The sequence below is a fragment of the Aquimarina callyspongiae genome, assembly GCF_034322225.1.
In the GTDB taxonomy this organism is placed as follows: Bacteria; Bacteroidota; Bacteroidia; order Flavobacteriales; family Flavobacteriaceae; genus Aquimarina.
In genome coordinates, this window is record NZ_JAXLPA010000002.1 from 831,428 (window position 1) to 850,432 (window position 19,005).

Consider the following 19,005-nt stretch of genomic DNA (forward strand, 5'->3'; position numbering starts at 1 on the left):
ATCATTATAAAATACAATTGATAAATTTAAAAAAATCCGTTTGTTCTGAATTATCTTTAGATACTATTGAAAACTCAAAAAATAATTTGAAGGATGAAACTTTTCTTAAATTTCATTTATTTGAAGATGAAAATGACAATCTTACAGATATTGATCTGAATATAAAAATTCTATTTGAAAATAACTTTAAAACCAAAATTAAGAATTACATAGTAGACCATGAAAAACCTCATACATCTTCCTTTGTATATTTAACTTCCTTTGTTGATATAAAAAAATTTATAAGTAATGAAAAACCTTCTCTTATTTATTCATTATATGTTTTAGCAATGAAGATAAAGTCTAAATGGAAATTAGATTTAAAAGAAAACCCAATTTTAATTTGTCAAAGTCTTAATAGTTCTTATTTAGTTTCAATCCTGTCAACCTTTTTAAAACTTGATATATTGATTTTTGACAGTATAGGACCTGTAAATAATCTTTATAATAGACTTGATAATAATATTTCTGAAAAGAGAAAATATATTATTGTTTCTGATTTAGTTTGTTTAGGTACAGAGGTTAAAATTGTAAAAAACATAATTAATTTTATTGGAGGAAAGTGTTTAGGTAATATATCCTTAATAAAAACTGAGACTTTAAATAATTCTGATATAAAAAAAATTAATGCAACTATATCTGTGTTTTCTATTAAAAAGTCTAACAATAAAGAATTAAACTATAATATAACGACCGATTTAGAATCTCTATCATGAATGATATAATAATACATATTTCTGACCTACATATAACAGACAGCTCAGGAGTTTTTGGTCCAGTCAATAAATATACTTTGTTTACAAGTGAAAATGAAGAATCGAATTTTGCTATAGTTGATTCTATGATTGAAAGAATCAAAGAATACAAACATAATAATTGCTATTTAATTATTACTGGTGATATTGCTAATATTGCTGAAGAAACAGAGTTTGATATAGCATATGAATTACTTAATAAACTAATAACTGATCTTAAAATTGATTGTAAAAACATCTTATTAATACCAGGTGATCATGAAATACATAGACAATCAATTTATAATGCATTAAGACTTTCTGAAAATAAAGGAAAGAAAGGTTATGAACTTAGTAAAGATAAATATTCAAATTTCCTTCCATTTTATAAAAAAATAAAAGAAGAAGAATTTAATTATGATAAATTAGTTTTTGATCAAATCACTATAGGTAATATCTTAATTCTAGGTATAAACTCGAACTCTAGAGTAGGTCAAGATTCATCCGATGGTTTTCTTCCCCTTAAAGAATTTGATAACGAACTTGCAGAAATTGTATCAAATAATAAAGATAAACATATACTGTTAGCACTACATCACAATATCTCTGGTACTTATCAAGATAAGAGAAGTGGACAATGGATAGTTGAAAACCGTAAAGATTTAATCCCATTTTTTTTAAAACATAATATAAAGTGCATATTCCACGGAAATGAACATACTCCAAAATCGGAAAAGCTTGATAGTAGTGAGATATATGTGAGTGATTCAGGTGCATTGGCTGGAAAAAACCCTTTAGGTAGTTTTAAAATTTATGAAATTGAAGCTGATGAAAAATCAATAGATATTAAAAACAATATAATTCAGTTAAGAAAAATTAATGCTGTTTCAGAACCAAACATTGGTGATTGGGTTACAGTTTCTGCACATGAAGCCAGTTCTGAGATGGATTCTTTTAATATTTATAAAAGCAACACACTTCATGTAAGTGAAACTCTTGATATACCTTCTGAATCAGTAGATGAGGGACATAAAGTAGAAAAAGAAATTGCTATAAGCTCAGAGGAACGTGTTTTTTATAATAATGAAAGTATTCAAAAACAACTTTATAATATAGTTAGAGATAAAAAATTATTTCATTCTGGGCATTTCCATTGGAGCGAATTTTCAAGATCTCATAATTGGATAGATATATCAAAACTGATAGAAGATAAAGAAGACCTATATTTTGTAAAAAATGCAATTGTAAATTTGATTGAATCATATTCATTATCAGAAGATTGTGATTTAATGATAGGTTTAGGCACTGAAGGAAATATTATTTCAAGTAAGGCATCAATAAAGTACGATATTCCATATACCTTATTACCTTATTCCTTCAGATATGACAAGTCTCATGAATTTGAGAAAAAATTGAATTTTGATAATAGCAATGGAGAATATAAAAAAATAATGATTATTTCTGATGCTATAAATGATGGCCGTACTATAAGAAAATTAATGGGTGATTATGAAAAAGATTTTTTCGAAAAAGTGGAGCAAGTAACTGTGATTTCTTTATTTTATACAGGTCATAAAATTATAAATAAAGATATCCTTAATTATGACAAACTTCCAGAAGATCACGAAATCACTACAGATTTTGAAATTAACAACATTGATTTTTTTGCAGTATCCACTTTAAAAGTTGAAAAATGTCCTTATGGTAGTAATTACAAGAAAGAATGTTTAATTTATAAAGATGAGCTAAGTTGTGTTAACTTGTTTTATGATGATACCACGAAATAAGAATCTTTAACTTTTAAATTAAAAGTCATAAAGTATGGCGTTAATTAGAGACTTCTTTACGCTTAAATTAAAAAATGTTGGTAAAGAGTTAAATCATAAATCCAATGGTAGGGAAGGAGTTGATTTTTTAATTGGAGATAATCAATTATATCTACAGTCCATAGATTTAGACACTATACAGCGTAGTATTAAAATATCTAAACAAGACTAATGATTATATATAGTTTTAATAATAGATAAAGAACCTAAGATTTGTCAAAAGACTTACTACAAACAGATAGCGACATATTTATCGAGAACAACTTAAATTTAATCCCCAGTTTATCTAATTGGGAAATCAAAATATCAAGTAAATCGAAGAATTAGAAAAGTACACTTTAAAGAATATCATTAGTAAACTAAAAGCTTAGTTTTATAACATTATGTAAAATAGAGCCTGTGTTTTTACCCAGTTAAATCGTTGGCAAAATGACCTCAGAAAACTTAGGTGAAAACAATATTTTAGACGAGTTTATAAAATTGATTAACAGAATCAATTTTATAAAGCTGCGAGATGATGTGGCTGGATAATGATAGTACTATTGATAAAACAAAACTTTATCAATCGCCAACGTATCAGCTCACTCACAAAATCAAAAGTCTACATTATGCAGCACACTATATCCGCAACGTCACGAGAACTGCGGTAGCAATCTTGAGCTCATCTAAAACAATTTTAACCTCGCGATAAATCGCGTAAAAACTTTTTTCACGTATATTTTATCAAATACGCGATTTATAAGCTACCTAAAAGTGTTTGCTTTTTTAATCTTGTTCACAATTTTAAAGATTCTTTAATCTTTAAAATTATGCCGTACATAACAGCAAAATCCTAATCGCTGAGAAATGCGTATTTGAAAATTTCTGAACCATAGTACAGAATATTGAATTTATACGTGAGGATTATTTTACCATAGTATTACATTATAGCTACTAATAATAAACTTACGTGCGTAAAACGGCTGTTACATAAATGCTGACGATATAGACCTAAAGGCGTTATATCTGCATCTATGTAAAATAGAACAGAAAAAGTTCTATTCGCCGTTTTACTCATATAATCATATTTGTACTATAATTTATATTATGTAAAATAGAATATTTAGAACCACTTCTTACCTTTCATTTTCTCAAGTAAATAATTTATATCTTTTTCAGATCCCATCGTAACTCTTGCCCAATTCTTTTTAGTTGGCCAACCACCAGCTAATAGAATTTTATTTTCCCTCATCAGCTTTTTATACGATTTAAAATCACCTACATCAAAATACACGAAATTTGTATCACTAGGAATATATTTCAGATTCAGATTATCTAATGCCTTATAAAATTTATTGCGCATAACAGTATTCGTATCTCTGGATTGTTCTATAAATGACACATCCCTCAGTGCTATCATGGCCGATGCAACGCTCAGTGAATTTGGCATATTACCAGGAAATCCTAAAGTAAATTTAGTTTCCATTTCTTTAATCAGATCTTCAGGTCCCATCATAAAACCAATACGCATACCGGCTAATCCATAAATCTTAGAAAATGTACGAGTCACCAATACATTTTTTCCTTCACGAATTAACGAAGCCATACTTTGTTTTCTCCAAGACGGTAAATAATGTATATACGCTTCATCGACAAGAACTGTTGTTTTCTCAGAAACCGTACTACAAAATGATTTTAATGTCTCCGTTTCTATAGAGCTTCCTGTAGGGTTATTTGGATTGCAAATAGTTAACAGGCTGATTGATGCACTAACCCTGGATTCCATTTCGGTTAAATTCATTTTAAATTCAGAATCAACTTCTACCTGAGTAACCTCGGCGCCAATCTTCCTCGCAAATAATCCCACAACATCAAATGTCGGACTGGGAACTATAATCTCCTCACCTTTGCTTCCAAAATGAGTAGCAGCCCATATTAGTGGTTCAAAAGAACCGTGTCCCAGTAGTATATTTTTTGGACTCAATCCTTCTTGATCGGCGATCAATTCTTTAAGTGATTGCGCATCATATTGATAAAAAGTCGCATAGCGATTGCTCCTATGGATCACTTCATTGATTACTTTGCTAACACTTTTACTTGGTCCTAGATGGTTTTCATTATAAAGCAACCGTACTACATCATTATTCTTTTCGTTAGATTCAATTTCTTCATCACTTATTCCGGTAGTTTCCATAAATCCAGTAAGTGGCATAGTACCTACGGCACCTGTAGCTATTAATGATTTTCTTAACCATTCTCGTCTATTTAATATATCCATTGTTTCAAATTTTGATTCTAATTAACCAAAATTCGAAGCTATAATCTATTGGATTCACGAATCCGGTATCGATTATTTACCCTGGTGATAAATGAGATGCATATTTAGTTTTATATGCTGTGGGAGTCAAATTGGTCAATGCTTTGAACGCTACATTAAATGAAGACAAACTATTAAAACCAGAATCAAGTGCGATCGCAATTATTTTAGTGTCTTTATCGGCAGAACAAAGCAATTCTTTTGCCTTTTCTATTCTGTATGAGTTAATAAAATTGGAGAAATTTTGTTGCGTATGCCTATTTATAATTAACGAAATATCTCTGGGTGATATGTTTAGTTTTATTGATAATTTCTTTAATGTCAATTGTGTATCCAGATATAATTTTTCTTCTTCTATGATCTTTTTTAGCTTTTCTAAATAAAACATTCCCTGTTCAAAAGTAATTTTAGAGTTCGCATATTTTCTGGGGTTTTGTGCTTTAAATACGCCTTCTCTTTTAATAGCTAAAAAGGCTATTACAAATATCAAAATCGAAAATGATATTGCTCCCAACGCATATACTGGAAGTACATTGACAAAAATTAAAAAATACATAAACCAAATAGCAGCAAGTCCAGAAATTAGTATCAGATACCATTCTTTTGTATTTCTATCAGTGTCAATTTTACCTTTTTTATAGGTATAGAGACTCAAAGCAATATAAAAGTAAGACTGAAATAAAATGAAGCTATAACTCCACCTCCAACCACTACTCTGTGCATCGTTGGATATATACGTACAAAATAATATATACATCAAACTCGGTAAAAAATGTACTGCATTTAGTCTCGATACCTTTTTATGAGGAAATAGGAGTAAGCGTCCATAAAGAAAAAGAAGAGGACCAATTGCCAGATTTGCTGCCAGTCCGAGGTTTTTAATAAAAACTGGTAGTTCTATAAAATTGTAAAAAACAGATTTTGTAATCCTCAAGGACAATACAATTAGCAAATATCCCAAAACAACATTGTGTTTTTCTTTTCTTCTAACCAGTTGAATGCCAAAAAACCAACTCAAACCAAGTCCTATACTGCTTATTATGGTTATTACTATTATTAATGCCATTATTTGATATAATTTATTCTAAAAATAAAAAATATCGTTTGTAAAATCAATCATTATCTTTAATTAACACAACGAATACCTTGTAAATGAAAACATAGTTTGGTTTGAATCCTTTGAACATAAAGAAACTCGAACGTCATATTAAAATAAGAACTAATTGAGGTTTTTTTACCACAAATTGTATTTTTACCATTTAAGTAATTATGAATAAAATTGATATCCGTACGGTTGATGTTGTTCAATATATAAAACCATTAAGAGAAGGTGGTTCCCTTCCTGCGATTGTTAAAGCTGATGATGGGTTTTTATATGTTTTAAAATTTCGAGGAGCTGGTCAGGGAAAAAATGCGCTTATAGCAGAATTTATTGGTGGCGAGCTTGCCAGAGCTATTGGATTAAAAGTTCCTGAACTAGTTTTTATGAATCTAAATGATTCTTTTAGTAAAACAGAACCTGATGAAGAAATTCAGGATTTACTGAAATTTAGCGTTGGACTTAATATTGGATTGCATTTTTTATCAGGAGCCATCACTTTTGACCCGTTAGTTTCTAAAGTAGATGCAGCAACAGCTTCAAAAGTTATACTTCTAGACAGTATAATTAGTAATATTGATCGTACTGCTAAGAATACTAATCTATTAAGTTGGAATAATGAATTATGGGTTATAGATAATGGGGCTAGTTTTTATTTTCATCATAATTGGGAAAATTGGGAAAACCATCTAACCAGAACTTTTCCTCTGATTAAGAATCATGTGCTTTTAGAACAAGCAAATTCTTTATCTGAAGCTCTAAAAGAAATACAAACCGTACTTAATCAAAATAAAATTACTGAGATCATCTCCGAAATACCTGAAGATTGGCTATTAAGTGAGTCAGATACGTTAACACCTAATGAAAAGAGAGCAGCATATATTAAATATATCAACGCAAAACTCGCTATGATTGATTCACTGGTTAAAGAAATAGAAGATGCAAGATAAATTTACATTCGAGTACGCTATTATTAGAATTGTTCCAAAAGTAGAACGAGAAGAGTTCTTTAATGTTGGGGTCATACTTTTTTCTAAACGGAAAAAGTTTCTAGGCATAAAATACCATATAAATGAAGATAAGTTGAAAGTATTTTCAGATGAATTAGATATAGATACTTTAAATGATTATTTACACGCGTGGAAATTAATTTGCGTTGGAGAGCCTTCAGGAGGAGCCATTGGAAAACTAGAGATATCAGATAGGTTTAGATGGTTGGCATCTTGCAGAAGTACTATTATTCAAAGTTCTAAGGTACATCCTGGATTATGTGGTGATCCACAAAAAGAATTGGAAAACATATTCGAAAAATATGTCTTATAAAAAATTATAGTAGCTCCCCTATTCCATTGTAGCCAACCGATATTGATGAATGCTGATTAAAAAATCAAATTAGTTATAAATCTCTTCTTCTAATTCTGAGGCAAAACCTCTGTATCTAATCTGACTACGATGACTGCTGGTTACAGTAATATCACTGCGGTTATTATCATCATACAATATAATCTGTGCGCGGTAAGATTCGGTTTTGTATTTAAAACCAAATTTAAGAATACGTCGGTTTTTCTTAGTGTTTTCCTTAATTTCAAAACTATCAGGAATCCCATCAAATTGTATCGAAGTATCTCTATTATTATAACTTCTACCTAGTTGCTGTTCTCCAAAATACGGCAAGTATACCGAAATACTATCTCCTTGTATTCTGAAATAATTTGGATTTCCGACTAGATTAACCTGGTTTACAGAACTTCCTGTCGGGAATAAACCACTATTGGCTATAGCTATCAAACTGGTAGATATCATGGGATATGCCCAATCACATTCTATAGATAGTTTACTGATATCTAATGGCTTATTAGCAGCAGTATCTTCTTTGTTTTGTGTAGAAAGATCTCGAGAACTCGTGCATCCTATCATCAAAAACATCCCCAATATGAGTATCAAAAAGTATCTCATGTCACTTATTTTCTAGTTAAAATAAGGATTATATCATAATTAAACGACTCATTTTTAATATTTAACGACAACTTTATGAGGTCTACCCTATCTATTACTGATATATCTCATAAGAACATCATATTTTTGATAAATTTTTAGCATTGAAAGTTCTTAAAACTTATACTTTGCTTTTAATGAAAATAATCCCGGATTAGTAAAGTTTCCGTATTCTTTTGAGACGTTAAAATTGTAATCTTGTTTTACTTCCATCGAAAAATTGCTATTGAATTCATATCCAGCGCCATTTATTAGTTTGAATATAGGCTCAGAAATAGTAGATGTTTTCTTATCAATTATAAACTCGGTTTCAAAACCAGAAAAAACATACCACTTATTCGAGATGTATTTTTTTGCCATGACCGGTACTTTAAATACATCAATCACTACATAAGTATCATAATAACCGTGTATTTCGGCAAAAAGATTTGAGTCTGCTTGATAACTTACAATAAAATACTTGTGCTGATCCGATTCTGATGGATCAGAATAAGAAAATCCGTTAATCGTTAATTTGGATTCTTTTTCTTGTCCATTTACATGAATGTTTAAAAAACAAATACAAAATAAAAACAAAGCCCCTATGTTTTGCATAATAATATTGGTTTGTTGGTAAATACATGAAAAGAGACTATTACAAATTATAAGCGTTACAATTTCTTAACTAATCCGGTTCAGATGGATTTCTTATATTTAATATACATTATAATCTCACACATTATGGGTTCTTCTAAAATCGATCGTAGAAAAGCATTACAACAAATGTCTCTTGGTGTTGGAGCTTTATCATTGGGATCCACTATCGTAAATACTAATCAAGGTGCTGTACTTCAAACTGGTAGCCTCCTTCCTTCTGTAAACTCTTTAAAAGGCAATATCAATCATTCTGTATGCAGATGGTGTTATCACGATATTCCACTACAGGAATTGGCTACAGAAGTAAAAACTATGGGGATTAATGCTATCGATTTACTTAAACCTGATGAGTGGAAAATAGTTAAAGATATAGGATTAGAATGTTCTTTGGGCACAGATACTTTTGCCAGTATAACGAAAGGGTTTAATAATCCAAAAAATCATGAATCATTACAAAAGCAATATCATACCCTGATTTCTCAAGCGTCTCATGCTGGTATTAAACAAGTTATTGTTTTTTCTGGAAACAGGAACACAATTTCTGATGCTGCCGGGTTAGAATATTGTGCGATGGGTTTAGATATTTTGGTGAAACATGCCGAAAAAAATAATGTTACCATCGTTATGGAATTATTAAATAGTAAAGTAGATCATAAGGATTATCAATGTGATCATACACCTTGGGGCGTAGCGCTGGTAGATAAAATTGGATCTAATAATTTTAAATTACTCTATGATATTTACCATATGCAAATCATGGAAGGCGATATAATATCTACAATTAATACCTATAAAGATTATATAGCGCATTATCATACTGGAGGTGTGCCTGGTAGAAACGAAATTAATAACTCTCAGGAATTAAATTATCCTGCTGTTATGCGTGCTATTGTAGCTACAGAGTATAAAGGATATGTGGCACAAGAATTTATACCGACTTATAAAAATAAGCTGGAAGCTTTAAAAGAAGGAATCACAATATGTGATGTGTAGTAGGTCTCACCTTCTGACGGATTTTATAAGCCTATTTTTGGCTTTTTTCGCTTGCGTTTCTGCTTTTTTCCTCTTCCGAAATGGATAATTCGCCATCACCGGCAATAGGAAATTGATCTCTCTTGGATCCGTATCCAAAATTTGAGGAACGTCGATACGAATTCTGGAAATCAGCAAATCGTCGCTTTTTAGCTGCTTTATTAGTACTTTTCATAACTATAATGTATTAAGTAATAATTGAATGGCTATCAACAACTGATATAATTTCCTTTCTAAGTTATTATTTTTTTTACTTTTTTTCACGCCTTAGCATTAATTTATTTTTCTTTTAATCGATTTCAACGATTTATACTTGTATAGTTATATATCTTATACTTGGAATGGTTCTTGAATATTTTTATCTTTAAAAAAATAACTTTACTATGAAACCCCTCTTGATATCATCGTTATCGATTGTTCTCATCTGTCAAATGTTTGCGCAGGAACCAGTTCCTATTAATACTCAGAACATTGGAGTTTCCAGAGGAACTGATTATGCTTTAATTAATGATATTAACACCCTTGAAATTGATAAAAACAACTCTCAAATAACTTTTGATTTTCTTTCTGAAAATACATCCGGAACTATAAGTGGGTTAGATTTTAAAATAAGTTTAAATCCTGATGATCCTGATAATGCATCTTTTAAAGGTACGGCTCTGGTAAAAACGCTGGATACAGACAATTTTATTAGAGATGGTCACTTAATGTGGCAAAAATTCTTTTATAAACGTAAATACCCCAAAATATCTTTTGAAAGCACTCAAGTGGTAGATTTTGATAATAATACATTTAAGGTTGTTGGAAACTTAACCATCAAAGGAACTCAAAAAGAAGCTATTATTACTTTTACACTCGATGATCAGAAACTAGTAGGCACAACAACACTTTACACCAGTGATTTTGATGTAAACATTCATAAAGAACGTGAAAAGAATAAACTGAATGTGCGTTTTTATTTTCCGTTATTGAAATAACCTATCGTAGTCTAAAAATTAATACTATACGCTTTTGCCAGCCTTTCTGACGTTTTTGGTAAAGCATTACATTCTAGATCTGATTCCCCTAAACGATTTACTTCAATTTTTTCATTCTTTTTTGTATTCCCGTTTGCAGTAGTTTTGTTACTCATTAGTGCTTGTTTTTATTGTTTTCCCCTTATTATCAAATATATAAGTTACAAAAAAAATATGTAAGCGTATAATCCCCCTTTTTTAAAGGGGTAAATTACCCTTACAAAAAAAGCAGTATCTAAACCTTAGATACTGCTTTTAAAAATTTTACATTTCAGTTTGTTTAAAATCTCAAACCGACATGGTTTTCTTACTTTGATTATATCTTGTTTCCGTGGATATCTAGTTCGGTTACTTGTTTATTAAGCTTTTTAACTTCTTCAAACTGGGTTGCCTTGTCTCCTACTATCACATAAATCATATTATCTTCCTTAATATGTTTATCAATAATGGATTTAAAATCTACTACTTTCATGTCTACAAGTTCTTTTTGATCATCTTCAATAAAAGAAGCTGGCTTATTGTATTTGCTCATTTCTCTTAATATACCTAGCTTATCTTGCAATCCTTCATAATCACGAGTACTACCTTTAAGAATCTTTGTTTTGGTAGTTTCTGCATCTTTTTCGCCAAAGGCTTCTCCATATCCAGCAATCATTTCTTCCATGATTTTAAGAGAAGGTAATGTTGCATTAGCTCGAACACTAGTTGCTACAAAGAATGGGGATACATTTTTAAGTGATCTGATTCTTGAATATGCTCCATAGGTATATCCTTTTTGAATACGAAGTGTTTGGAATAATCGACCACTTGATCCTCCTCCTAATATCTCATTAGCATAACTAAGGTTATTAAACTCTGGGTTATCTGCAGATAATGCCAATCTACCTATAAAAATTACAGATTGCTTTGATCCAGGTACATCTATAAAATATAACTGATCTTGTTGATCTTTTTGCGTAATATTAATCTCTGGTATTGATACACTTTCTGTATTCCAATTAGTAGCCAAAGATGATAATGCTTCCTCTACTCTACTTTTTGCAACATTACCAGTAATATGAAAAGTTGCATTTTTAGGAGAAAGGTTTTTATAAGCTTGTTTTAAGTCATCCAATGTAATATTTTCAACAGTTTCTAATGTTCCAGAATTAGGATATCCCAGAATATTATCAGTACCATACACCAATTTATTGAAGTTTATTGATGCAATTGCCTGCGGACTAGCTTCTCGACCTTTTAAACTAGTCTCCAATGCTTGTTTTAATCGAGCGTATTCTTTTTCATCCCATCTAGGCTGTAAAAGAATTTCTTCTATCAGCGCTAAAGTTTCTTCAAAATTCTTAGTCAAACAAGAACCTGTAATACGTATTTCTTCTGTGGTACTATACATATTTATTGAAGCTCCCAAAAGTCCGATAGCTTCTTCTAACTCTGCAGAAGTTTTGGTAGCCGTTCCTTCCATCATCAAACTCGTCATAAAATTAGAAACTCCAGATTTTTCAATTGGGTCTAATAAATGTCCTCCAGGAACAGTAATATCAAAACTTACTAATGGAAGTTCGTTATTTTCAATCCCAAACAGTTTCATTCCGTTACTAACTTCTCCTGTCCATACGGTTGGAGCTTTAAACAATGGTAATTCTCCAAAATCAGGTTCGCTACGATCATGAGTTGATGGTGTTTTTTCATACACCGCTTCTTCTCCTTGTCCTACTTCTTCGCTAGCTACATCTTTCTTTACTTCTTCTATCCATACGGTTGCTTGCTCAGCACCAGATACGGCAAGATCTAATTGTCCCTTAGGAACCATACTTACCATAATACTGTTCTTTCCTTTGATGTATTGATTGTATACTCTCATAACATCTTCTCGGGTAACCGCATTAGTTAGTTTGGCTGTTTCAGAAATATATCCTGGATCTCCGTTAAACTCATTATCCTGAACTAGTTGAAAAGCTTTATTAAGCACTGTACTAAATCCTTGATACAATTGAGTTTCAAGTTCTGCTTTAATACGTTTTAATTCTGTATCTGCAAACCCATCATTTTCAAACCTGGTTAACCCTTCTTGAATAGCTGCATTTACACTATCAAGATCTTTTCCGGCATTGGCTCGCACTACAAAAGAAAACTCACCTGTCAATTCGTTTGACCTTTGAAAACTTCCAGCATTAGGTGCCAGCTTTTTTTCTTCTACTAATACTTTGTATAGTGGAGATTTTTTGCTTCCGCTTAATAACTGTCCTAAAATGTTTAGCGCATAGGTATCTTTATGATATTCTTCTATAGTAGGATATACTATCCTTAATTGAGGTAGTTTTGCAAAATTATCTTCAAAATATAGTGATTTACTACTTTCTAGAGTTACAGGCATTGGTTTTAGCGGTGCTACTTCTGGTCCTTTACGGATCTCGCCAAACCATTTTTTGACTTGTTCCTTTGTTTCTGCGATATCAATATCTCCCGCGATCACCAATGAACCATTACTGGCTCCATAATACTTTATATAAAATTCTTTAACATCCTCTAATGTTGCAGATTGTAAATCAGGAAGTGAACCTATTACGGTCCAACTATAAGGATGACCTTCTGGATATAAATTTTTACGGATAATCTCATCTGTATATCCATAAGGAGCATTATCTACTCGCTGACGTTTTTCGTTTTTAACCACCTGTTTTTCTCTTTCTAGGGCAGCTTCTGTAACGGTATTGATCATATATCCAAAACGATCAGAATCAATCCATAAGATTTTTTCAAAGGCGTCTTTTGGTACTACTTCATAATATACGGTTCCATCACTCCAGGTACCTCCATTACGTTCTCCTCCCCATTCTGGAATCAATTTTCGATTGGCACCTACAGGGGTATTTTCTGAATCATTAAAAGACATATGCTCAAAAAAGTGTGCAAATCCTGTTTTACCAGGTTTTTCTCTATTTGAACCTACGTGCATCATAGTCGCTACAGCAACTATTGGATCACTATGATCTTCATGTAAAATTACTTCAAGACCATTGTCTAAAGTAAATTTCTCATAATCAATTTTGAATTCTGGAGTGCTTTCTGATACTTCTTTTGCCGCGTTTTGGGTATCAGAACAAGAATTAAACATCACTCCCAAAGCTATTAAGGCTAAAGTGTTTTTGTAAAATGACATTGTGTACTGTATTTAGATTTGATTAATGAATCATTTAATTAATCCTAAATTAAGGTTAGGGTAATTCTCAAATGTATGAAAACAATTGAGATTTTTTTATAAATCGATAATAAAAGCAGAAAAATGTCCATGATTACTTAAAGAAAAATTAATCTTTTCTGCTTTATTGTTAATTTTAATTATGGGAATCTGATGTATATCTTTTTCTATTGAAATTAAAGGTAATTCAACACATAGTGAGTTTGCAATAAACTCTTTTAATTTTGATCTGGCAGAATTACCAAAACATACATCTGAAGAAAAACCGTGCTGTTTGCTACTTGCTATAGAATAAATATATTTTTCTGAAGATTGTGTATCAGTATGGTATTTATAACCGTCTATAACAACACTTTGATCTTCTAAACACTCAAAATCCTTAGGATTATATCTGGGAGCTAGAGAAAAACGTCGTTGGTGTGCTTTATATACTGCCTCTTTTCTACTCCAGTACTGCCAAACAATAGAAGACGGTTTTGGAGAATTAAGTATATTTTTTTGTTCTGATTGGGTAAATATTTTTTTCAACCATCCTTTACGCTTCCAATTGCTTTGTTTGTTAGCTAATTCAAGATCTACAATATCGTTTCCGATCATTTTGCCGCGAGTTTATTCTGTATTACTTCTATAGAAGCTTTTACATTAAGCATTTTATCCATGGCATCATTATCAATCTCTATATCGAATTCGTCCTCTACATCAAGTACTACATCTACCAGATTGGCTGAATTGATTTCAAGATCTTTTATAAATTCTGTATCTTCTGATAATTGTTGTAAACCTTCCTGATTTTGTACATAAGGTTCAATGATGGTTTTTAATTTGGATAACAATTCTTCTTTTGTCATAGAGTATTTTACTTATTTGTGAACTCGTATCGTTCTAAATGTCGTCGTTATATGTCTTAAAAATTTACATTTCTATAATTAGAATTATAAATACTTTTTAAAGATAACACATGCATTTACATCTCCAAATCCAAAGCTTGCTTTTGCGATAATATTAGGAGTATGAGCAATTGTTTTGATAGGGATTTGGTTACGATCTACTAATGCTTCAATTTCTGGATGAAGATCTTCACAATTAATGTTTCCAAAGACAAAATTCTCTTTAAATTGTAATACCGAAGCAATACTTTCTATACTTCCGGAAGCGGCAAGGCAATGTCCAACCAAACTTTTTAAAGAGTTGATATAGGGGAAATCTTTTCCTTTTCTGTTTAAGGCTTTACACCAATTCTGAATTTCAATTGGATCTTTTGAAGTAGCAGTTAAATGCCCATTAATAACATCTATGGTATCTGCCTTAATTCCAGAATGCTTTATAGCTTGTTTAATACATTGTTGCACAGCTTCACTATTAGGTGCCGTCATACTACCTCCTTTGCGCTGTCCTCCACTATTAACATGACCTCCTAAAATCTCTGCATATATATTAGCTCCTCTTTTTTGAGCACTTTCCAGACTCTCAATAACCAAAGCTCCTGCTCCACTTCCTGGAACAAAACCACTAGCAGATGCACTCATAGGCCTTGAAGCACTTTTAGAATCATCATTGTATTTATGTGGTAGTATTCTCATAGCATCAAATCCTCCCCATACATAAGGTCCACTGTCACTTGTGCTCCCTGAAAGAATAATCTCAGCATTACCAGAAGATATTCTTTCATAGGCCATTAAAATAGCTTCTGTACCTGTACTACAGGCAGAAGAATTGGTTGTAACCATATTACCACACCCTAATTTACCGCCTAATGTGGCGCTTATACCACTAGCCATAGTTTGAGTAACACTTGTACTTCCTAATCTTCTTACTTTTCCTTCATCTACTTTGTAAATAGCTTCTCTAAACTTATCGACTCCCAATATCCCAGTGCCAAAAATTATACCTATATCCCAGAAAGGCTCATCAGATTCATTAAGAGGTAACTTTGCATCTTTCCAGGCATCTAATCCAGCAATTACACCATATTCCATCCCAGAGGCGTTCATTCCTCTTAATTCTACTTTATTAAAGTAATCATTTAAGTAATCTTTATTATATGATGGTTTACCAGCTATTTGGCAAGAAAAATTTAATTGTTTTAACTCTTCAATATATTCTATCCCACTATGTCCATTTCGTATAGAGTTTGTAAATTCTGGAATTGTTATTCCGTTAGGAGCTACTACTCCCAAGCCTGTTATCACTACTCTTCTTCTATTCATCTGTTTTCCATGGTTTCATCATTCCCGCAAGCGTTCCTTTAGCTACTAAAACATCCTTAGAGTTATACATTTTGATAGTACATTTCAGTTTATTAAACCTGAAATATTCTTTATCAGAGACCACTCTGACTGTTTCTCCTGGAAATACAGGTTTATAGTAATCTACAGAGCTGTTTGTCATCACCACGCCTAATATCGCATCTAGATCATCTCTAAAAAGATAAATTCCTAAGCAGGCAAGGCCTATTTGTGCCATACATTCGGTTAAAATTACTCCTGGAGTTACGGGCATGTCTTTAAAATGGCCTTGGTAAAAATATTCATCCTCAGAAAATGTATAATTACCTTCTATATGATCTTCACTTACCCCAATAATCTGATCTACAAATAGAAAAGGTTTGGTGTATGGTAAATGTTGTGTGATTGATTCTTTATCCAAAATACTATTTTATTAAAACCTACATCCTTTGGGTAAAGGTGATATAGTTTGTAATTCATTTGCAAATTCTGAAGTTAATACATATCGTTTAAACCCTTTAGAAACACTTCCTTTAAACACCACTTCTCCATATCCCTTATTGTTCATATGCGAACGAATAAATACGGTTTGATCTTTATTTATATTCACTGATCCTCCCGATCTTGTAAAAGGTTGTTCACCAACATGGCTATGTAAAAGAATTCTTCTATAAATTAACTCACCGTCTTCTGATACTATTTCCCACCAATCTGCATATTGTTTACATCCTGTATCAGGGCTTTTAATCCCAACATTAAAGGTGTAATCATATTCCTGCCCAGAGACAGATACCTCTGTTACTGAAGAATTGGTTTCTTGAATGATTGGATTACTCATAATATGATCATTACTATTATTACTTTCTAAAAAGTCTAATTTCATACCAGGAATTAGATATAATAGAAACGATATGCTATAAATAAAAATATTGGTCATCATAATGGATTTGTATATTAAATGATCAAAAAAGAGTTTGTTTGTCTATGGCTATAGATTCTCCGTTTTTTAAAGAAATGGTCATTTTTTCATCTTGCGCACCAAGTTTATATTGATATTTAAAAATATCACAAAAGCTAGTGAATGTTTTTCCATTAATAGACAAGATCTCATCTCCCTGTCGTAAACCCTGTTTCCAGATGTCACTGTTTTCAATGATCTTAATGACTATCATTTTGTTATTTTCATAAATAAATGAAGCTCCATACCTTTTTCGTTGTTCTAAAATTGTATCCTTTTTACTGTACAACTTATTGTTTTTAGCACTTAAAAAAAGTGTGTTGCCTTTCCAAAGGCTATTTCCAATTTTACTGGATTTATTACCTCCTGTATCAAAAATACCATTTATTGAAACTCCATCACTTTTCATATTATTTAATTGAAAGACAGAAGATTTTGTTTTATTTATTTTACCGTTAAAGTCAAAAAAAGCTCCATACTCTACATATTGATTATTACTTTCTTTTATAACAAATGGATACGCCTTATTGCTAATATCTGAATCCGTAGCTCCAGTATCCATTAGAAATTTTATCTTTTTATCTTTTAGTTGAATATAAATATAGGGCCGGTTGTTTTTATACTTGAGTTCTAGCGGGTGTAATTGTTTAAGATTTGGAGGAAAATAATCCGAATTATGCATTACAACATACTTTTCAGGATAATTTATAGTCCAATTAAAGTGTGAAATTATATCCATACCCAGAATACCATCTACTTTAAAACAAGTAAAGATATCACTGTCCTTTGCTCTTAAGATACGATGTTTTGTTATTCTAACAGATCCAAGATTAACAGAATCACTTTTATAATACCTAAGCTTTGTCACCGATTTACTTGAGGAGGTTACTTTTTCTGTTCTCCCAGTACTTCTTAATTCTTTTTTTACCCATGAATACCCTAAAGTCTGCGAAGCTCCCGTATCAAATGCAAACTGCTTTTCTTGTCCGTTAAACTGTATTGGTATAATAATTAATCCCAAGTCATTTCTAAAAGGAATAGTATCATTATATCTTCTTTGTGCAGTTAAATATGTACTACAAAAGATTAGCGTAAAAAGGATGATGATTTTAAGTTTCATTGATTTACTTTTTTTAAGTATCACTAGGATAGATGTTCTCCCCCATTCACCGGAATTATACATCCATTAATCCATATGGCTTCATCTTTACATAAAAGATACACCGCATTGGCAACATCATCAGGTGTGGTTAATCTATTAAACGGGTTACGTTCTATGCTATGAGCTATTATTTTTTTATAACCAGGGATCATACGTAAGGATTGTGTATCTACTGCTCCAGGTTGAATGCAGTTTGCCTTAATGCCATAAGGGGCAAATTCTATAGCTATACTTCTTGTAATCGCTTCTAATGTAACTTTTGCAGCAGAAACGGCGGCATAGTTTTTCCAAGCTTTTGTGTTTCCTTCGCTGGTAAAAGATATTACACGAGCGTCTGTAGCAAACATCTTAAAGTCAAAAATTGATTTGGTCCAATCATATAAACTAATCCCCATAGCGTCTATGGTTAAGTGAAAATCATCATTTTTAAGGGGTCTATCATCATCTACCATGGCTTTAAGGTTTCCTTTGGCAACACTATGGATTAGTGTTTTGATCTTCCCATTTTTAATGATTTTCTTAATATCTTCAAGCGTTTCTTCTCTCTTTTCTTTTTTTAATAAATCTATGTTATATGATAGTAGTTTGACATTTGAATTTGTAATCGTTTCAAATTCTTTTTTGATAGTTTCAAGTTCGCTTTTTCGGTTGCGATGAACAATAATAATATGCAAACCATGCATCGCTAGTTTTTTTGCTGTTGCTAGCCCTAAACCACTACTACCACCTAATATCAGTGCCCATTCATTTTTATCCAGAAACTCTTTATTCATGAATTTATCCTATTA

General features: G+C 31.4%; 21 protein-coding genes. 7 read left to right on the top strand and 14 right to left on the bottom strand.

All coding sequences use genetic code 11. The features are described from left to right. Positions 1-17 precede the first annotated feature (17 nt). From U0D62_RS10740 to U0D62_RS10750, 3 genes are read left to right on the top strand one after another with little or no spacing between them, the layout of a single operon-like run. A complete protein-coding gene (locus tag U0D62_RS10740) occupies positions 18-755 on the top strand; it encodes a hypothetical protein (protein ID WP_322287282.1) in 738 nt (245 codons plus the stop codon). Next, on the top strand, positions 752-2,560 hold the full coding sequence (locus tag U0D62_RS10745) for a metallophosphoesterase family protein (protein WP_322287283.1): 1,809 nt from the start codon (positions 752-754) through the stop codon (positions 2,558-2,560). The genes U0D62_RS10740 and U0D62_RS10745 overlap by 4 nt, the downstream gene beginning before the upstream one ends. Positions 2,561-2,594: 34 nt before the next feature. Continuing rightward, positions 2,595-2,771 carry a hypothetical protein gene (locus U0D62_RS10750; protein WP_322287284.1) on the top strand — a complete coding sequence of 59 codons (177 nt, stop codon included), beginning with the start codon at positions 2,595-2,597 and terminating at the stop codon, positions 2,769-2,771. Between the two features lie 930 nt (positions 2,772-3,701). Here U0D62_RS10750 and U0D62_RS10755 read toward each other — a convergent pair. Together U0D62_RS10755 and U0D62_RS10760 are read right to left on the bottom strand one after the other, a co-directional pair. Continuing rightward, positions 3,702-4,856, bottom strand: a complete 1,155-nt coding sequence (locus U0D62_RS10755) for a pyridoxal phosphate-dependent aminotransferase (RefSeq protein ID WP_322287285.1) — start codon at positions 4,854-4,856, stop codon at positions 3,702-3,704. A 76-nt stretch (positions 4,857-4,932) separates the two neighbouring features. Beyond that, the gene (locus U0D62_RS10760) at positions 4,933-5,961 is read right to left on the bottom strand and encodes a helix-turn-helix domain-containing protein (protein ID WP_322287286.1); all 1,029 of its coding nucleotides are present in this window, start codon (positions 5,959-5,961) and stop codon (positions 4,933-4,935) included. Between the two features lie 203 nt (positions 5,962-6,164). Here U0D62_RS10760 and U0D62_RS10765 point away from each other — a divergent pair, with 203 nt between their 5' ends. Then, a complete protein-coding gene (locus tag U0D62_RS10765; protein ID WP_322287287.1) occupies positions 6,165-6,944 on the top strand; it encodes a HipA family kinase in 780 nt (259 codons plus the stop codon). Beyond that, positions 6,934-7,317: a DUF3037 domain-containing protein gene (locus U0D62_RS10770; protein ID WP_322287288.1), complete on the top strand. Its 384-nt coding sequence runs from the start codon at positions 6,934-6,936 to the stop codon at positions 7,315-7,317. Before U0D62_RS10765 ends, U0D62_RS10770 begins: the two co-directional genes overlap by 11 nt. A gap of 69 nt (positions 7,318-7,386) precedes the next feature. Here the strand turns inward: U0D62_RS10770 and U0D62_RS10775 are convergent, their stop codons facing one another. Together U0D62_RS10775 and U0D62_RS10780 are read right to left on the bottom strand one after the other, a co-directional pair. Then, entirely contained in the window at positions 7,387-7,950 is a 564-nt protein-coding gene (locus U0D62_RS10775; protein WP_322287289.1) for a DUF4251 domain-containing protein, read from the bottom strand. Between the two features lie 153 nt (positions 7,951-8,103). Continuing rightward, entirely contained in the window at positions 8,104-8,583 is a 480-nt protein-coding gene (locus U0D62_RS10780) for a hypothetical protein (protein WP_322287290.1), read from the bottom strand. A gap of 126 nt (positions 8,584-8,709) precedes the next feature. On the opposite strand from U0D62_RS10780, the gene U0D62_RS10785 reads away from it, so the two are divergent. Further along, a complete protein-coding gene (locus U0D62_RS10785) occupies positions 8,710-9,618 on the top strand; it encodes a hydroxypyruvate isomerase family protein (protein ID WP_322287291.1) in 909 nt (302 codons plus the stop codon). Between the two features lie 31 nt (positions 9,619-9,649). Here the strand turns inward: U0D62_RS10785 and U0D62_RS10790 are convergent, their stop codons facing one another. Continuing rightward, entirely contained in the window at positions 9,650-9,832 is a 183-nt protein-coding gene (locus tag U0D62_RS10790; RefSeq protein WP_322287292.1) for a hypothetical protein, read from the bottom strand. Between the two features lie 208 nt (positions 9,833-10,040). Here U0D62_RS10790 and U0D62_RS10795 point away from each other — a divergent pair, with 208 nt between their 5' ends. After that, positions 10,041-10,634, top strand: a complete 594-nt coding sequence (locus U0D62_RS10795; protein ID WP_322287293.1) for a YceI family protein — start codon at positions 10,041-10,043, stop codon at positions 10,632-10,634. Between the two features lie 11 nt (positions 10,635-10,645). Here U0D62_RS10795 and U0D62_RS10800 read toward each other — a convergent pair whose 3' ends face one another. The 9 genes from U0D62_RS10800 to U0D62_RS10840 all read right to left on the bottom strand — a co-directional run bounded on the left by U0D62_RS10800 (position 10,646) and on the right by U0D62_RS10840 (position 18,990). Then, positions 10,646-10,789, bottom strand: coding sequence for a hypothetical protein (locus U0D62_RS10800; protein WP_322287294.1), 144 nt, complete (start codon positions 10,787-10,789; stop codon positions 10,646-10,648). 200 nt (positions 10,790-10,989) lie between these two features. Continuing rightward, a complete protein-coding gene (locus U0D62_RS10805) occupies positions 10,990-13,833 on the bottom strand; it encodes a M16 family metallopeptidase (RefSeq protein WP_322287295.1) in 2,844 nt (947 codons plus the stop codon). Between the two features lie 96 nt (positions 13,834-13,929). Further along, on the bottom strand, positions 13,930-14,469 hold the full coding sequence (locus tag U0D62_RS10810) for a 4'-phosphopantetheinyl transferase family protein (RefSeq protein WP_322287296.1): 540 nt from the start codon (positions 14,467-14,469) through the stop codon (positions 13,930-13,932). Further along, positions 14,466-14,720, bottom strand: coding sequence for an acyl carrier protein (locus tag U0D62_RS10815; protein ID WP_322287297.1), 255 nt, complete (start codon positions 14,718-14,720; stop codon positions 14,466-14,468). Before U0D62_RS10815 ends, U0D62_RS10810 begins: the two co-directional genes overlap by 4 nt. 84 nt (positions 14,721-14,804) lie before the next feature. Continuing rightward, the gene (locus U0D62_RS10820; protein WP_322287298.1) at positions 14,805-16,079 is read right to left on the bottom strand and encodes a beta-ketoacyl-[acyl-carrier-protein] synthase family protein; all 1,275 of its coding nucleotides are present in this window, start codon (positions 16,077-16,079) and stop codon (positions 14,805-14,807) included. Next, the gene (locus tag U0D62_RS10825; RefSeq protein WP_322287299.1) at positions 16,072-16,518 is read right to left on the bottom strand and encodes a 3-hydroxyacyl-ACP dehydratase FabZ family protein; all 447 of its coding nucleotides are present in this window, start codon (positions 16,516-16,518) and stop codon (positions 16,072-16,074) included. Before U0D62_RS10825 ends, U0D62_RS10820 begins: the two co-directional genes overlap by 8 nt. A gap of 12 nt (positions 16,519-16,530) precedes the next feature. Further along, positions 16,531-17,037, bottom strand: a complete 507-nt coding sequence (locus U0D62_RS10830; protein WP_322287300.1) for a hypothetical protein — start codon at positions 17,035-17,037, stop codon at positions 16,531-16,533. A 22-nt stretch (positions 17,038-17,059) separates the two neighbouring features. Next, positions 17,060-18,175 (bottom strand): aspartyl protease family protein, encoded by a 1,116-nt coding sequence (locus tag U0D62_RS10835; protein WP_322287301.1) that lies wholly within the window; start codon positions 18,173-18,175, stop codon positions 17,060-17,062. A 23-nt stretch (positions 18,176-18,198) separates the two neighbouring features. Continuing rightward, positions 18,199-18,990, bottom strand: a complete 792-nt coding sequence (locus U0D62_RS10840) for an SDR family oxidoreductase (protein ID WP_322287302.1) — start codon at positions 18,988-18,990, stop codon at positions 18,199-18,201. Between the last annotated feature and the right edge of the window lie 15 nt (positions 18,991-19,005).

Coding starts and splice junctions, on each gene's coding strand:
- U0D62_RS10745 (WP_322287283.1), top strand. CDS start 752: ATGAATGATATAATAATACATATTTCTGACCTACATATAACAGACAGC.
- U0D62_RS10750 (WP_322287284.1), top strand. CDS start 2,595: ATGGCGTTAATTAGAGACTTCTTTACGCTTAAATTAAAAAATGTTGGT.
- U0D62_RS10755 (WP_322287285.1), bottom strand. CDS start 4,856: ATGGATATATTAAATAGACGAGAATGGTTAAGAAAATCATTAATAGCT.
- U0D62_RS10760 (WP_322287286.1), bottom strand. CDS start 5,961: ATGGCATTAATAATAGTAATAACCATAATAAGCAGTATAGGACTTGGT.
- U0D62_RS10765 (WP_322287287.1), top strand. CDS start 6,165: ATGAATAAAATTGATATCCGTACGGTTGATGTTGTTCAATATATAAAA.
- U0D62_RS10770 (WP_322287288.1), top strand. CDS start 6,934: ATGCAAGATAAATTTACATTCGAGTACGCTATTATTAGAATTGTTCCA.
- U0D62_RS10775 (WP_322287289.1), bottom strand. CDS start 7,950: ATGAGATACTTTTTGATACTCATATTGGGGATGTTTTTGATGATAGGA.
- U0D62_RS10780 (WP_322287290.1), bottom strand. CDS start 8,583: ATGCAAAACATAGGGGCTTTGTTTTTATTTTGTATTTGTTTTTTAAAC.
- U0D62_RS10785 (WP_322287291.1), top strand. CDS start 8,710: ATGGGTTCTTCTAAAATCGATCGTAGAAAAGCATTACAACAAATGTCT.
- U0D62_RS10790 (WP_322287292.1), bottom strand. CDS start 9,832: ATGAAAAGTACTAATAAAGCAGCTAAAAAGCGACGATTTGCTGATTTC.
- U0D62_RS10795 (WP_322287293.1), top strand. CDS start 10,041: ATGAAACCCCTCTTGATATCATCGTTATCGATTGTTCTCATCTGTCAA.
- U0D62_RS10800 (WP_322287294.1), bottom strand. CDS start 10,789: ATGAGTAACAAAACTACTGCAAACGGGAATACAAAAAAGAATGAAAAA.
- U0D62_RS10805 (WP_322287295.1), bottom strand. CDS start 13,833: ATGTCATTTTACAAAAACACTTTAGCCTTAATAGCTTTGGGAGTGATG.
- U0D62_RS10810 (WP_322287296.1), bottom strand. CDS start 14,469: ATGATCGGAAACGATATTGTAGATCTTGAATTAGCTAACAAACAAAGC.
- U0D62_RS10815 (WP_322287297.1), bottom strand. CDS start 14,720: ATGACAAAAGAAGAATTGTTATCCAAATTAAAAACCATCATTGAACCT.
- U0D62_RS10820 (WP_322287298.1), bottom strand. CDS start 16,079: ATGAATAGAAGAAGAGTAGTGATAACAGGCTTGGGAGTAGTAGCTCCT.
- U0D62_RS10830 (WP_322287300.1), bottom strand. CDS start 17,037: ATGATGACCAATATTTTTATTTATAGCATATCGTTTCTATTATATCTA.
- U0D62_RS10835 (WP_322287301.1), bottom strand. CDS start 18,175: ATGAAACTTAAAATCATCATCCTTTTTACGCTAATCTTTTGTAGTACA.
- U0D62_RS10840 (WP_322287302.1), bottom strand. CDS start 18,990: ATGAATAAAGAGTTTCTGGATAAAAATGAATGGGCACTGATATTAGGT.